Origin of the sequence: Pedobacter sp. PF22-3 (assembly GCF_026239555.1) — a bacterium.
Classification (GTDB): domain Bacteria; phylum Bacteroidota; class Bacteroidia; order Sphingobacteriales; family Sphingobacteriaceae; genus Pedobacter.
The window spans coordinates 63,627-80,246 of the sequence record NZ_JAPIVP010000020.1; the positions used below are offsets into that span (position 1 = coordinate 63,627).

A 16,620-nucleotide genomic window follows, 5' to 3' on the forward strand; every position below is an offset into this window, starting at 1 on the left:
TAAAAACAATAAGAATAGCTAATAAAATAAGTTCAGCATGACGAATGCTTTGCACGAGCCAATGGATTTACAACTAATTACCAACAACTTTGGCAAAAAGCCCCGAGAATTGTTATTTTTGAACCTCAAAAAAACAGGAGCCGATTTGGATTATTTAGCAGGATTAAACCCACAACAAAGAGCAGCAGTAGAAAACACAAAAGGACCGGTAATGATTGTTGCAGGTGCAGGTTCGGGCAAAACCAGGGTAATTACATTTCGTGTAGCCCACCTGATCCAAACCGGTACCGATCCATTTAACATTCTGGTTTTAACCTTTACCAACAAGGCGAGTAAAGATATGCGCGAGCGTATCAGCAAGGTAGTTGGTGCGGAGGCTAAAAACATTTGGATGGGCACTTTTCACTCTGTTTTTGCAAAAATTTTACGGGTAGAGGCCGAGAAGATTGGCTATCCGAGCAATTTTACCATTTACGATACCGACGATAGTAAAAGTGTAATCCGTGCAATTTTGAAAGAAATGCAGCTGGATGATAAATTATATGCAGCAAACTTCGTTTTCAATAGAATTTCATCGGCTAAAAATAACCTCATTTCATGGGGCGAATATCAAGCTAATGACCAGATCCAGGCCGAAGATATCCAGAATAAACGCCCATTAATTGGCCAGATTTACGAAACCTATGCCAAACGCTGTTTCAGGGCCGGTGCAATGGATTTTGACGATTTATTGTTCAAAACCAATATACTGTTGAAAGAACATCCGGATGTTTTAAATAAATACCAGCAAAAATTCAGGTACTTAATGGTGGATGAGTACCAGGATACTAACTTTTCACAGTATACGATTGTAAAAAAACTGGCTGCTGCTTATCAGAACATTTGCGTGGTGGGTGATGATGCACAAAGTATTTATGCGTTCCGTGGTGCAAATATCCAGAACATTCTAAATTTCGAACGTGATTATCCTGATTTAAAGGTTTACAAATTAGAACAGAATTACCGTTCTACCCAAAATATTGTTGATGCAGCGAGCAGTATCATTGCCAACAATAAAAACCAACTCGAAAAGAATGTATTTTCTGAAAATGCAGAAGGCGATAGAATTAAAGTTTCGCGTGCATTTACCGATAACGAAGAAGGTAAATTGGTTGCTGAAGCCATTATTCAGGAACGCAGCACAAAAGGATATCAGCACAATGATTTTGCGATTTTGTACCGTACCAATGCACAAAGCAGGGCAATGGAGGAAGGGTTACGAAAATTAAATATTCCTTACAGAATATATGGCGGTCAGTCGTTTTACCAACGCAAAGAGATTAAAGATTTAATTGCGTATTTCCGTTTAACGTTTAATCCGAAGGATGAAGAGGCAATAAAACGCGTAATTAATTATCCTAAACGTGGTATTGGCGACACTTCTATTGATAAAATTATTGTTGCGGCAGACCAGCATGGAAAAACCATGTGGGATGTAATTTCGAATGCACACGAATACGTAGATGGACGTTTAGCCAATCAATTGAATGATTTTGCCTTGATGGTGCAAAGCTTTCAGGCAGAGGCGAAAAAGCTAGATGCTTATGATACAGCTTTATTTATTGCTCAACATGCAGGTATTTTAAAAGAACTATATACTGATGACAGTGTTGAAGGCCGTGCACGTTACGAAAATATCCAGGAATTATTAAACGGTATTAAGGAATTTGCCGAACGTGAAGATATTGAGGAAAAAGGCCTTGATATTTTTATGCAGGATGTTGCACTTTTAACCAACGATGATAAGGACGGTGATAAAAATAAGGATACGGTTTCTTTGATGACGATCCACTCGGCCAAAGGTTTGGAGTTTAAGAACGTGTTTATTGTGGGATTGGAAGAAAACCTGTTCCCATCGCAAATGTCGTTAACTAACCGAACCGATTTAGAAGAAGAGCGCCGTTTGTTTTATGTGGCCATTACACGTGCAGAAGTAAAACTGACCATCACTTATGCCACTTCCCGCTATCGCTGGGGTACCTTAACCAACTGCGAACCAAGCCGTTTCATTAACGAAATTAATCCGAAATTTTTAGAATTGGATGTTAAACCCGCCAAATCAAACAGTTTTGAAGGTAGTTTTGACAGTGATCGTAAATCGTGGACTTCGCAACCACGCGATTTTATGAGCAAGCCAAAACCTGCAGCCGGCGCAACTACTTCTGCCCCGCCTGCACGTCCGAAAACAACTTCATTACTGGCAAAAGCACACGTGCCAACACCTGGGTTTACGCCATCACAACCACAAGAATTTCAAGGTGGGATGGAAGTGGAACACGAAAAATTCGGTTTCGGAAAAATTATCAGTTTAGAAGGTACTTTACCAGATGTAAAAGCCACGGTATTTTTCCAGGGTTTGGGCAATAAACAGCTGCTGCTTAAGTTTGCAAAATTGATGATTGTAAAATAAACACAGATTTCAATTTAGCCGCATACGCTCAGAGCCGCTGAAACAATAAGATTCTTCATCCGAAACTCGTTTCAGGACCTTTAATAGATAGTCAACAGATTGCCATTGACAGAATCATTCGAGTGGTCGTCATTCTCGCGCATGCGGGAATCTTAAAGCACTCTGCAATAGCATTAGGATTCCCAATTAAATTGGGAATGACGAACTATCAAAATATAATTTGCTTGGTAAGCCAGTATAAATCTTTTTGATGCCCCCCCTTTTATGGATAAACACTTAATCAGATGCTGGTTCAAATCCGACAACTAACTATCGGATCAGCAAGACAATCGCTTTTAAAAATTGCTCACAGCGCTATGCACTCTGCGCTTTTTTTATGCCCTCTTTACGGTTAAAAACACCATGGTTAAAAAGTTGAAAAACCACAAAATAATCCTTAATATTGGGTTCGGTTCTCCCGATTACAAACCATGCAACTTACCAGGTTAGAAATTAAAGGTTTTAAGAGCTTTGGCGATAAAGTGACCATCAACTTTAATGAGGGTGTTACCGCTATCGTTGGTCCTAATGGTTGTGGGAAATCGAATGTAATTGATGCCATGCGCTGGGTTTTGGGCGAGCAGAGTACAAAAGCATTACGTTCGGAAAAGATGGAAAACATTATTTTCAATGGAACAAAAAACCGTAAACAGGCACAACTTGCCGAGGTTTCATTAAGCTTTGATAATACCAAAAACATCCTTCCTACTGCCTACTCGCAGGTTACGGTAACGCGTAAATTGTACCGCAACGGCGATAGCGAATACCGATTAAATGATGTGCAGTGCAGGTTAAAAGATATTACCGACCTTTTTCTGGATACCGGGATCGGCTCTGACAGCTATTCGATTATTGAGCTGAAAATGGTTGACGAGATTATCACCAACAAAGAACATAGCCGGAGGTCGCTGTTTGAAGAGGCGTCGGGCATCTCTAAATACAAACTACGTAAGCGACAGACTTTCAGCAAATTAAAAGATACCGAAGCGGATTTAGAACGTGTAGAGGATTTGCTCTTCGAGATCGAAAAAAATCTCAAGACTTTAGAAAACCAGGCGCGTAAAGCAGAACGTTATTATAAATTAAAGGAACAATACCGCGAGTTGAGTGTACAACTGGCCACGCACCGCATTGCCTTTTTTCGTACCGATTTAAGCGCGCTCGAAAGCCAGGAGCAGCAACAAATGTTAAACCGTACGGAGCTGAGCACCAAAATAGATACCGGTGAAGCCCAGCTGCAAAAACTTAAATTAGGCAGTATCAGTCAGGAAAAGAACCTTTCCGTACAACAAAAGGCTACAAATGAATTTGTTTCTAAAATCCGCGCTTACGAAAGTGAGAAAAAAGTAAAGAACGAGCAGATGCGCTTTTTACAGGAAAAAGAAACCCGTTTATCCGGTGAACTCGAAAAAGATAAAAACCAGGTTAACCACATTAAATACAACATCAAACGTTTGAATGAAGAAGTTTTAACAGAAACAGAGGTTTTTAACCGATTAGAATCTGATTTAAAGCTACTGAAATCTACACTTGATACTTTAAGGGAGCAACAACAGACCGAGAAAAACAGGATTGACAACCTGATCAAATCTGTTAACGACCTACAAAACCAAGTATACCAATCGCAAAAAGAAATTGATATCCTGAATATCCAGAAAGATGCGCTGGTGCAGGAAAGCAACCGCAATGTAGATGATACCGAAACCAAAACATTAGAATTAAAGGCTTTCGATCATGCTTTGGCCGAACTTGATATCCAGGTAAGGGAGAAGCAGGCCAATATTAAAAACCTGACAGAAGCTGAAGAACTTTTAAAAGAAAAACTGGCTGCATCCGAAATTAACCTGAGTTCGAACAAGGAAAAACTTACGGCCGAAAACCGTAAAAAAGATGCCAAGCAAAATGAATATAACCTTACTAAATCGCTCGTTGATAGTTTAGAAGGCTTTCCAGAATCGATCCGTTTTTTAAAGAAAAACAATGCTTTTGCCAAAAGTGCCTTACTCCTTTCTGATATTTTATTTTGTAACGAAGATTACCGCATCGCGATAGAAAATTACCTCGAACCGGTAATGAACCATTATGTGGTTGATCAATATACAGATGCCGTTCAGGCGATTAACCTGTTAACCGATGCCAGTCGCGGAAGGGCAAACTTTTTCATTTTAGAAAATGTTCCTGATAAGAATCCTGTTCTCGGTAATCACGAAGGATTGATACCGGCTTTATCAGTGGTAGAAGTCGATAAAAAATACCAGCACCTCTGCAATTTGCTTCTGCAAAATGTCTATATCGCTGTAAACGAACAAGAAAATCTGTTTAAAACAACACCAACCGACGGTTTAACCATTTTAGCTAAAAATGGAAAATATGCGCAAACGAGATTCACTTTGGCGGGTGGATCGGTAGGTTTGTTTGAAGGTAAAAGGATTGGTCGCGCTAAGAATTTAGAAAATCTGGCAAAAGAAATTAAAGCCTCAGAATCGCTGATCAATAAGTACAGCGAAGCCATTAAAACAGAAACCGATCAGATTTTCAACCTTAAAGAGGCCTCTAGAATCAATCAGATCAATGCTTTGCAGCAAGAAATGAACCGTTTAAATAACGAGCATATTTCTGTACAAACACGTCGCGATCAGTATCAGGAATTTATTACAACCAGCGAAAACCGAAAAACAGATATTGCGCAAAAAATAGTATCCATAGAAAAAACCTTATCTGAGAAGTTACCTGCACTGGTTCAATTACAAAAAGATCAGCAGGAAGCACATGTTAATTTGCAGGAGCAGCAACTTAATTATCAGGAAATTGCCGACCAGGTAAACGAAAGCGCAGGCAAGTACAACCAGGACAATATCCGTTTCCATCAACAACAAAATAAGTTATCGGGCCTGGAAAAAGATTTAGATTACCGTTTTGTACAGGAAGAAGCCTTAAATAAGCGTATTGCCCAAAATGATAAAGAATTACAGGAAACACTGGTGCAAATAACGGCAACTTTGCAACACACCGATTTGAGCGACGATACCCTTTTAGAGATGTATCAGCAACGCGAAGAGATGGAAAAAGGGCTTGCCGAAGCTGAAAAAGAGTATTTCGAAATTAAGAGCGATATTAATCAGATAGAAACCGATTTAACCAACATCCGTAAAAACCGCGAAGAAACCGATTTCCTTTTAACTGAAATTAAGGATAAAAAGAATGCTTTAAAAATCGACCTGAATGCTTTAAAAGAGCGTTTGGCAGTAGAATTCAACATTGATATTAACGATCTTTTAGAAACCGATACCGAGGTTGAAGCGCTGGAAAGTGAATTTGAAATCAGACAGAAAGTAGAAAAAATGAAACGCCAGTTGGACGAATTTGGCGCCATCAACTCTATGGCCATGGAGGCCTTTAAAGAAATGGAAGAGCGTTATACTTTTATCCAAAACCAGAAAAAGGATCTAAATGCGGCCAAAACTGATCTTCTACAAACCATAAAAGAAATTGATGATACGGCTAAAGATAAATTTATGCAGGCTTTTACGCAGGCCCGTGAGCATTTTATCGTGGTTTTCCGTTCTTTGTTTAACGAAGAAGATAGCTGCGATCTCATTTTGTCCGATATTAATAACCCTTTAGAAGCCGACATTGATATTGTTGCCCGACCGAAAGGTAAAAGACCTTTATCCATCAATCAGTTATCCGGTGGAGAAAAAACTTTAACAGCTACTGCCCTGCTGTTTTCACTTTACCTCTTAAAACCTGCGCCTTTCTGTATTTTTGATGAGGTTGATGCCCCTTTGGATGATACCAACATCGATAAATTCAATAATATTATCCGCAAATTTTCTGATCAGTCGCAATTTATCATCGTATCACATAATAAACGTACCATCGCCAGTACTGATATTATTTATGGCGTTACCATGGTAGAACAAGGCGTTTCGAGGGTGGTAGCCGTAGATTTGAGGGAGGTAGCGGCGTAACTCGGTATTTTCGTCATTGCGAGGAGGCTTTTTCAGCCGACGAAGCAATCTTTTATTTACATTTTTTCCAATTCGAAAATGAAAGCAACAGCCTTTGGTAGTCCACAGTCCTACTGTAATATAGTCCCAACTTTATGTTGGAAGCTGCCGTTACCATCAGGTTTAGAAACGCAATACAGTAAGGCAAACAGCATTTTCCTTTCTATATCCTAATAATTAATATCTTTAGGAAAATTTAAGCGATTAATCGTCCTTTCGAGCGAAGTGCAACGCAGTCGAGAAATCTATATCAACAGATCTCTCCATTACGCAATGCTCCATCCGATAGCTATCGGATCGAGATGACGACCCTAACTTATACAGATAATAATGAAAATCCTATATATCCTACCCTTAGCCATGATGCTCAGCTGCTGTTCATCAGTAAAAAATCAAAATAATACTGCTTCTGGCAAGTTAGATGCCCAATTATTAAAAGATGTTGAAGTATTATCATCAGATGCTTATCAGGGCCGTAAAACAGGTACAAAGGGGGCAGAAATGGCCAGAGCCTATATTATAGAAAGATTTCAAAAATTAGGACTAAAATCTTATCCTCAGCATGTAAACTACGCACAGGAATTTTCGTTTAACAACAGAAATAGTGTAAAAGTAAACGGAACCAATATTATTGGCTACATTCCAGGCAAGGGAACCAATGTAATCGTGGTTTCGGCACACTACGATCATTTGGGAGTAATTAATGACGAAGTTTATAATGGTGCTGATGACAATGCATCGGGCACTGCCGGATTATTAAAAATCGCTGCTTATTTTGCTAAGAACAAACCCAACAACACCATCATTTTTGCTTCTTTTGATGCAGAAGAAATGGGTTTACAAGGCGCCAAGGCATTTGTAGGCAATCCACCTGTGCCAATTAATACGATCGCCATTGATCTAAACATGGATATGATCAGCCATAGTGATAAAGGTGAACTGTACGTATGCGGAACATTTAAATATCCAGATTTAAAAAAATATATAGATACGACTAAAACCAATATCAAATTGCTTTTTGGTCACGACGATCCCAAACTAGGTCATGATGACTGGACTAACCAAAGCGATCAGGGCGCATTTAATGCAAAAAATATCCCGTTCTTATACTTTGGTGTAGAAGATCACAAAGATTACCATAAAGCCAGCGACGAATATTCCACTATCACGAAGCAATTCTTTAGTAATGCAGCAAGTGCTGTATTGGATGTTGTAAAAAATATCGACGAACAAACTGGCTTACAACAGCTGTTAAAAGATAAAATGATTATGATGGACAATCCAAGAAAATCAGAAAGATTTTAACCAAAGCTTAGATATAAATTGAAAACCTGCCCCTATCTGGCAGGTTTTTTTTGCTTTTTAAAATTTAAAATTAAAATTATTATACTGTATATCAGATAATTGAAAAAAAACTATAAAAATAGTTTGCAAACTATTTTTATAGTGGTAACTTCAATTAACCAAACTACAAAAATAGTTGCTATGATAAAAGAACTCACAAAAGCAGAAGAACAGGTAATGCTCATCCTTTGGGAAATGGGTGAAGCCCTGGTAAAGGATGTTATCGATAAAATGAACGAACCCAAGCCCGCTTACAACACCGTTTCAACCGTAATCAGAGTTTTGGAAGGAAAAGGTTTTGTTGATCATAAGGCCATCGGCAATACGCATATTTATTTCCCTATTGTTAAAGAAACCGATTATAAAAGGTTTGCTTTTGATAAGGTAATGAACAATTACTTTGAAAATTCATACGAAAGCCTGGTTTCATTCCTGGTAAAAGAAAAAAGTATGAGTACCGAAGAACTCAATGAAATTATTCAATTGGCAGAGAAACTTAAAAAAGACAAGTGATGAGCTGGCTATATTATTTACTCGAAGCAAATTTATATCTTATCCTATTTTACGGATTTTATAGATTATTTCTCCACAGGGAAACCTTTTATGGGTTAAACAGATATTACCTGATTATCAGTTCGATACTGGCTTTTATACTTCCGTTTTTACAACTGGGCTTTTTAATGAATGAAATGGTTTTCAACTACACAGGATATATTACGATTGATGAACCACAATCATATTTTACACCGGAGAATGTTCTTTTAGCAATATATCTATCAGTTTCAACAATTTTAATACTAAAAGTTTTATGGGGACTAAGGTACATTGCAAAATTAATGCGAAATGCCCGTAAGCGTAAAGAAAATGGCATCACATTTATTGAAATCCAAAATTCAAAAGTGGCATTTTCATTCTTCAATCTACTCTTTATTGACCCGGAAATGAACCAAAAGGCAACTGTGTTAAAGCACGAAACGGTTCACATCAAGCAGAGACATAGTTTTGATATACTATTATTCGAATTGGTACAAATCTCGAGTTGGTTCAATCCAATCCTGTATTTTATTAAGAACGACATCAGACTGATCCACGAATATCTTGCTGATGATGCGACTACAAGGGCAGACATTGCCAAATATGATTACGCCTTATTCCTGATCCAAAATTCGTACGGAACTCAATCAGTTACACTTAGCAATCATTTTTTCAATTCTTCATTACTAAAAAATAGAATAAGTATGTTAAATCAAAAAAAATCAGCAAAATGGGCCAGGCTCAAATTGTTATTCGTTATTCCGTTAAGCGCATTTATGCTGTTCTTATCTACAACGGCATTTACAAAAGATTATGGCACCATCCAATTAGGGCAAAAAAAGGAAAGCTTAACCATTGTTTTACAGGACACTACGAAGAAAAAATCGGACAAGAAAAAGTTACCTCCTCCACCTCCAAAGGAACCGATTAAAGCAGAGGCTAAAAAAGTTACAGAAATAAGGATTAATGAACCAAAAGTAAATAAAATTAGATTTGCTCCACCTATTGTTAAAAAAGACAGCAAAAAACTACCTCCGTCAATAGTAACACAAGATGCCAAACCCGTACCTCCACCGCCACCGCCAATTGAACCAAAAGCCACGAAGGGTAAAGTCTTGCAAATAAAATTAGCTCCGCCGCCGCCAATAGAGCCAAAGCCGGCAAAGAAAAGTTAATAGAATGCTTACTGCGGCACGTAAACCACATATTTAGTTTCAAAGAAATCTTCCTCAAAATAAGCTGAAAGCGGGTATAACTCTGCTTTCAGTTTTGATGCTGCGATCTCTTCTGCCAAATCGCCGCCTTTCAGATACAAAATACCATTTGGAATGGCATTTATTGAATCTTTTTTAAACTTTCCCTGTATCCATGGATAAAATTCACCTAAACGGGTAACCGCCCTAGAAACCACAAAATTAAATTTCTCTTTAACTTGTTCAGCACGTAAATGATCAGCACGCAAATTTTCTAAACCCAATGCTGCTGCTACTTCGTTAACCACTTTAATCTTTTTTCCGATAGAATCTACCAAATAGAACTGCGTTTCAGGAAACAAAATAGCCAAAGGAATACCTGGAAAACCGCCGCCCGTACCTACATCCAGAACGGATTCGCCAGCTTTAAACGTACATATTTTAGCTATACCCAATGAGTGGAGCACATGGCGCTCGTACAACTCTTCAATATCTTTTCTCGAAATTACATTGATCTGTGCATTCCAGAAGCTATATAAATCAAACAACCGCGAAAACTGCTCAAGCTGTTTTTCACTTAAGTTGGGAAAATATTTTAAAATGATATCTGGCTTTACATCAGGCATATTGCAATAACTAAAGGATTATGAACTATTTCCATTTTATATTTTTCTTCCCAAACATGGATAAAAATCCGTTCAGGGTTAAAAACAGAAACAAAAGTATATCTAAAATCGGGAACCACCAACGTAAATCGCCATAGTTTAACCGCTTAAGTAGTTTTGGATAGATAAAACACCTGATCATAATGCTTAATCCAAAGATCCCTAGCGCTACATATTGCGCTTCGCGATTTAAAAACATACAAGCAGCAAAAAAAGCGTAAAACAAAAACTGAGAAATGATCTGGAGGCTCAAAATAAATTTATGTTTCGATTTATAGAACTTCCCAGCACCGAAATGGCGCTTTTTCTGTCTCAGATAACCTGCCCAGGTTTTATTTGGCTCGCTCCACACATGACTGTCCCGGTGTATACGAATCTCGGTATTATACTCATTGGCATGTGCGTTAACAAATAAATCATCATCCCCGGAAGGAATATGCATGTGCGCTGCAAAACCCTTATTTTTAAAAAACAGGGATTTTTTATAAGCCATATTCCGCCCAACGCCCATATAAGGCATACCTTTAAGGGCAAAGGAAAGGTAATTAACTGCAGTAAAAAAGGTTTCGAAACGGATCAAAGCATTTAACAGGCTTCGTTTTTTCATATAAGGCGAGTAACCCAATACAATTTCCGTTTGTTCATCAGCAGGTTGCTGCATATCCATCAGCCAGTTCTCAGAAGCAGGCATGCAATCGGCATCTGTAAATACGAGCCAATCATATTTAGCGGCTTTTATACCCATGGTAACGGCAAATTTCTTGCCGGCAATAAATTTATCGTTGTCTAAAATTTTGACTATTTTAAGGTTATAGTGCTGCTTTTCAAAAGCTTCTAAAAACTCTTCCGTACCATCCCAAGAACGATCATTAACCACCACAACCTCAAATTCAGGGTAATTTTGACTAAGTAACGAAGGAAGATACTGCTGTAGATTAACAATTTCATTCCGGGCACAAACAATAACACTTATCGGTTTATGCGCTGAAAAAGGCACTTCTTCAATGCCTACCCTGGCCAGCTTTAAATGAACAAAAAGCACATAATAAAACTGAACCAAAAGGCAAAAAGCAAATATCGAAAGCAGAATAATTTCAAGCGGGGTTAATATCACGATGGTAAAATAAATAGGCGCAAATTTCTGATTTTTAATCTGTAAATCACTTTTATGTGGATAAAAAATTAAACAAAAATATGCCCTCAATTTTTGCTATTTTTGGCAGATTTTTGACGAGGAAAATACAATATGAAATTTAGTTTACAGGCTAACGATCCACTATCTAAAGCCAGGGCCGGAACGGTTACCACTGCCCATGGCGAAATACAAACCCCAATTTTTATGCCTGTGGGCACAGCTGGAACGGTTAAAGCCGTACACCAGCGCGAGCTTAAAGATGATATTGACGCAAAAATCATTCTCGGAAATACTTACCATCTTTATCTAAGGCCCGGTCTTGATATCCTTGAAAAAGCAGGTGGCTTACATCAATTTATAGGCTGGGACCGCCCAATTTTAACTGATAGTGGTGGTTACCAGGTTTATTCATTAAGTAAAGTGCGTAAAATTAAGGAAGAAGGAGTTACTTTCCGATCGCATATTGATGGCTCAAAACATCTTTTCACACCTGAATATGCCATGGATATCCAGCGTACCATTGGTGCTGATATCATTATGGCCTTTGATGAGTGCACACCATACCCATGCGATTACACTTACGCAGCCAAATCAATCAAAATGACCCATCGCTGGCTAGAGCGTTGCTGCACCCATTTTGATAATACTCAACCTAAATATGGTTTTGATCAAACACTTTTCCCTATTGTTCAAGGTTCTGTGTATAAAGATCTAAGAATTAAATCGGCAGAATTTATTGCCAGTATGAATCGTGACGGCAATGCAATAGGTGGTTTATCGGTAGGCGAACCCGCCGAAGAGATGTATGCTATGACGGAAGTAGTATGTAATATATTACCAGCCGAAAAACCACGTTATTTAATGGGCGTAGGTACACCCATCAATATATTAGAGAATATTGCGTTGGGTATAGATATGTTTGATTGTGTAATGCCAACCAGAAATGCAAGAAATGGCATGCTGTTTACCAGAAATGGCATTATAAACATCAGGAACAAAAAATGGGAGAATGATTTTTCTCCATTGGATGCAGAAAGCGATCTACATGCCGATCAGGTGACAACGAAGGCTTATTTGAGGCACCTGGTACATAGCAATGAAATGCTTGGCGCTCAAATTGCTACCTTACATAACCTGCATTTCTATCTTTGGCTGGTAAAACAGGCCAGGGAAAAAATCATTGCAGGTGAATTTTACGAGTGGAAAAACAAAATGGTTAAAGTGTTAGGCAATAAGCTATAAAATGAATTTGTTAAAAGGGAGAATAAAAATCATCGATCAGTATATTATCGGGAAATACCTGGGTACATTTATTTATACCCTTGCCATTTTTGTGATCATTATTGTTGTATTCGACCTATCGGAAAAGATGGATGATTTTATGAAAAGCGGTTTGAGTTTTTGGGGAATCCTCTCTAAATATTACGCTGGTTCCATTCCATTCTATGTGAACATGCTTTCGCCACTGATTAATTTTATTGCAGTAATTTTCTTCACGGCTAAAATGGCCGATCAAACCGAAATTGTACCGATTTTAAGTGGTGGTGTAAGTTTTAACCGGTTTTTATTTCCTTACCTAGTGTCGGCCACCATTATTTTCTCGGCCAACCTACTTTCAAATTTATACGTCCTCCCTTATACCAATACCTTAAAGAATAGCTTCGAGAACACCTATGTAAAACGTAATGATCCTTCCTCAAAATCAAAAATCCATATGAAACTGGATGACAAAACCTATATCTATATTGATAATTTCGACAACAAAACGAATTCAGGATATCGGTTTTCTCTGGATAATTTTAGTGGAGACGTACTGACCAAAAAGATCGTTGCAGAAAATATAAAGTGGGATTCGCTTAAGCGTAAATGGCAGTTGAGCAATTACTCCATCCGTAAGATAGATGGCCTGAAAGAAACCATGGTTTACGGCAATGGCAAGCTTAAGGACACCATCCTAGACATGCGCCCGGATGATTTTTCAGCATATGATAACGTGGTGCAAAATTTAACCACCAAAGAACTTTCAGAGAAAATCAGAAAAGAAAAAATCCGTGGAACAGGCATCATGAACGACCTTGAGTTTGAGAAGTATAAACGTTATCTACACCCACTTTCCGCTTTCGTACTAACGCTGATTGGTGTAGCGCTCTCATCGCGTAAAGTTCGTGGAGGTGTTGGTGTATCCTTAGGTATCGGGATCTTCATTAGCTTTGCTTATATCGTATTCAATCAGTTCACGCAGATGTTTTCTACTAAAGGAGGATTGCCACCTTTTGCAGCCGTTATTATGCCTACAGTATTCTTTGGCTTATTAGGTTTTTACCTTTTAAGAAAAGCACCTAAATAGTAATGGACATTACCAAAAAGAATTTACTCATCCTCCATCTTACCGTATTTGTCTGGGGCTTTACAGGCGTGCTCGGCAAATTAATTTCTATAGCAGCGGTGCCGATGGTTTGGTACCGGGTATTGATTGCGGCAGTTACACTTTTAGCATGGTTTTTAATCACTAAAAAGAACATTAAGATTAGTAAAAAACAGTTTATCCAATTCTTTTTAACGGGCGGCATTGTGGCCATTCACTGGATATTTTTTTTCCATGCCATCAAAGTTTCAACGGTTTCCGTAACCCTGGTATGCCTCTCTTCTTTTACGTTATTTACGGCCATTTTAGAACCGCTAATTAAAAAACAGCCAATACAACCCGGCGATATTTTAATTGGTTTATTAATCATTGTTGGAATATATATGATCTTTAAATTCGAAGGTCAGTATACTCTTGGAATTATTTTCGGTCTGTTAGCAGCAGTGGCATCCAGTCTTTTTTCAACTATAAATTCTACATTGGTACAAAAAAGTGAGCCTTCCATCATTAGTTTTTACGAGCTTGTTGGGGCATTTTTCTGGATCACATTATACCGTTTGTATGATGGCTCGCTTCTTCATACAGCATTCAATCTAAGTGCGCAAAACTGGTTCTACCTTATTCTTCTTGGTACGCTTTGTACATCCGTTGCTTACGTTGCAGGCGTTGCTGTAATGAGAACTTTATCTGCTTTTAGAGTAGCCTTAATTACCAATTTGGAACCCGTATATGGTATAGTATTAGCATTCATTTTCTTTCAAAGTAAAGAGCAAATGACGGGTGGATTTTATATCGGTGCAACGATTATTCTCGCTTCTATATTTCTTTATCCGATCTATAAAAAGAGAAAAAACCAGCTCTAAAAATAGTACCAGGAATTCAAGACAGCTTGGACTAAGCGATCTGCTTATTTTAAAAATATCACCTTATCATTTCGGTTCTGATAGCCTATACTAAAAAGCTCTTTTATCTCTAACAGATCGTAAAGATGAACCGAATTTCCAGATAAAATTATCCTTATCAATCATCATATAAATCTAACTTAAGCTAACGATCACCTGATAAATTTGATTAAAAAAACTGATCGGTCAATTAGGGTAACTATACATTTTTTATTAAACGATCAGCGGTATGATGACACAAGAGAAGAGCAAAACAGATGACAAAATCTAGCCTTCAGCGATTGCAAAAAAGCAAGTTACTTCAAGGCCTTTCTTACTAAAAAGATGCTGATTGATGCTTATCAGATAACCAATAAATAAATATCATACACTCACTTTTACCAGCGCTTCTCCACACTCAAAAGTATACTCAATGAAGTAAAAAAAAAGAGCTAAATGACCTGTCTTGAGATTAAGAGCGATTGTATTTTATATCAATTTTTTCAAACAGTCCACGTTGGGTATTTAATCTTAAACGTCGCCCTTAACCGAGCTTTATTGAGCTCTGCAAAGGTAATTTACTTCAGGGTTACGCCAACAATAAGTATACTTCAAACAGTCGCTATCAGATCATAAAAGATCACATTAGAAAACTGCTAATAAAACAGGTTTTGCAAAAAATCGATTTAAGACAAGTGGCAGATATCGACAACAGCATATAAAATTTAATCGGAGTATGCTTATTAAAATTAGGTTAATATCTCAGGTCAAAACCTTGAAAGGGAAAGAGAAAATCTGCAGAAAAAACATCAGGCATTTACAATTTAAAAACGTCAATTTAAAAGCTAAAAAAGAAGTTAACCGGAACTAAATTATAAACATGAAAACGAGCAAGAAAAACAATTCATATTGACAATAAAACGGCCTATAAAAAAGCCCGAATCCAAACAAAATTTAAATTAATTTTTATCAAAAAATTGAATTTAAAATTAATCAAAAAACGTAACCAAAATCAGGTAAAATACAACATTGAAAAGCCTGCAAAAATCAACTACTGAACGGTATTAAAAACAGCTAAAAAACCCAAACTTAATAGAGAAAAAAATGCAACAAAATAAAGGTAAAAACATTAAAAAGGCTATCCTAAAACATTGCTAAACCTGAGCTATTTTATAGCTAAATATATCACGCTTGGAATTAGTATGTGCACACCAAACAAAATGTGAGATTCAAAATGCTTTAATATTAGGCTTAACACAGCTTTAAAATTTAGCAAAAAAGATCAGATTATATACAACCAAAATTCATTTTGAAGCGTAAGTCGACATCAAAAAAACCGATAAAATTCATCCCTTGAAGCTAATTAATCGGCTGCTTTTTTATCCCTAAAGCGGGAAAATCTATGAATTTCAGTTTCCAAAAGCAAAAAAGCATATTCGACAAAAAACGTCCTTTAAATACCATTTGACACACTTTTTTACCACAGAATAGAAAATATGATAAAAAGTTACAAAGGCACCTTTGCTCACGAATATCGTCAGGAAATAGCGTTATGAGGTCAAATTATCACAAATTTCAGGGTGTAAAAACGTGAAAAAATATACAATTATAGGTTTCCGGTTACTGCCTGACACAACAAAATACGCTGGGAAACACTTGCAAAACGCCCTATTAAAGCGATCTGATTCGGGCAAATCAAGAGAAAAATGATCAAAAAAACCGACTGAAAAATCTAAAAATAATGAGAGACAAGCTAAATGACCGGGCTAAATAACCAAAAAAATGAACGACATTTTGTCATAAAAATCTAACCTCTACATCAATTAGAATTTCATAACTGTTTGTTTTATGCTATAATATTTTGCTTTTAAACCTGAAAAATGGGGAGCAATTTTGAAGCAGATTTCAGTACACCTAAAGTCAATTTTCAGTAGCATATATAAACTGAAACTTTAAGGATTATTCCAGTATAGAAAATCTAAAATATCAGCGATAACCATAAAAT

10 protein-coding genes are annotated in these 16,620 nt (G+C 37.2%); 8 read left to right on the forward strand and 2 right to left on the reverse strand.

Going from position 1 to position 16,620, the window contains the following annotated elements; genetic code table 11:
* Positions 1 to 145 precede the first annotated feature (145 nt).
* The 5 genes from OQX63_RS20670 to OQX63_RS20690 all read left to right on the forward strand — a co-directional run bounded on the left by OQX63_RS20670 (position 146) and on the right by OQX63_RS20690 (position 9,551).
* Positions 146 to 2,449: an ATP-dependent helicase gene (locus tag OQX63_RS20670; RefSeq protein ID WP_265852739.1), complete on the forward strand. Its 2,304-nt coding sequence runs from the start codon at positions 146 to 148 to the stop codon at positions 2,447 to 2,449.
* Between the two features lie 470 nt (positions 2,450 to 2,919).
* Positions 2,920 to 6,459 carry a chromosome segregation protein SMC gene (smc, locus tag OQX63_RS20675; protein ID WP_265852704.1) on the forward strand — a complete coding sequence of 1,180 codons (3,540 nt, stop codon included), beginning with the start codon at positions 2,920 to 2,922 and terminating at the stop codon, positions 6,457 to 6,459.
* A gap of 369 nt (positions 6,460 to 6,828) precedes the next feature.
* Entirely contained in the window at positions 6,829 to 7,803 is a 975-nt protein-coding gene (locus tag OQX63_RS20680) for a M28 family peptidase (protein ID WP_265852705.1), read from the forward strand.
* Between the two features lie 180 nt (positions 7,804 to 7,983).
* A complete protein-coding gene (locus OQX63_RS20685; RefSeq protein WP_265852706.1) occupies positions 7,984 to 8,355 on the forward strand; it encodes a BlaI/MecI/CopY family transcriptional regulator in 372 nt (123 codons plus the stop codon).
* Positions 8,355 to 9,551, forward strand: coding sequence for a M56 family metallopeptidase (locus tag OQX63_RS20690; protein ID WP_265852707.1), 1,197 nt, complete (start codon positions 8,355 to 8,357; stop codon positions 9,549 to 9,551). Before OQX63_RS20685 ends, OQX63_RS20690 begins: the two co-directional genes overlap by 1 nt.
* Before the next feature lie 8 nt (positions 9,552 to 9,559).
* Here the strand turns inward: OQX63_RS20690 and rsmG are convergent, their stop codons facing one another.
* Both rsmG and OQX63_RS20700 read right to left on the reverse strand, forming a co-directional pair.
* A complete protein-coding gene (rsmG, locus tag OQX63_RS20695) occupies positions 9,560 to 10,195 on the reverse strand; it encodes a 16S rRNA (guanine(527)-N(7))-methyltransferase RsmG (RefSeq protein WP_265852708.1) in 636 nt (211 codons plus the stop codon).
* 25 nt (positions 10,196 to 10,220) lie between these two features.
* Positions 10,221 to 11,438 carry a glycosyltransferase gene (locus tag OQX63_RS20700; protein WP_265852709.1) on the reverse strand — a complete coding sequence of 406 codons (1,218 nt, stop codon included), beginning with the start codon at positions 11,436 to 11,438 and terminating at the stop codon, positions 10,221 to 10,223.
* A gap of 42 nt (positions 11,439 to 11,480) precedes the next feature.
* On the opposite strand from OQX63_RS20700, the gene tgt reads away from it, so the two are divergent.
* From tgt to OQX63_RS20715, 3 genes are read left to right on the forward strand one after another with little or no spacing between them, the layout of a single operon-like run.
* Positions 11,481 to 12,611: a tRNA guanosine(34) transglycosylase Tgt gene (gene tgt / locus OQX63_RS20705; protein WP_265852710.1), complete on the forward strand. Its 1,131-nt coding sequence runs from the start codon at positions 11,481 to 11,483 to the stop codon at positions 12,609 to 12,611.
* Between the two features lies 1 nt (position 12,612).
* The gene (locus OQX63_RS20710) at positions 12,613 to 13,716 is read left to right on the forward strand and encodes an LptF/LptG family permease (protein WP_265852711.1); all 1,104 of its coding nucleotides are present in this window, start codon (positions 12,613 to 12,615) and stop codon (positions 13,714 to 13,716) included.
* Positions 13,717 to 13,718: 2 nt separating this feature from the next.
* Positions 13,719 to 14,597 (forward strand): DMT family transporter, encoded by an 879-nt coding sequence (locus tag OQX63_RS20715; protein WP_265852712.1) that lies wholly within the window; start codon positions 13,719 to 13,721, stop codon positions 14,595 to 14,597.
* The last annotated feature ends 2,023 nt before the right edge of the window (positions 14,598 to 16,620 follow it).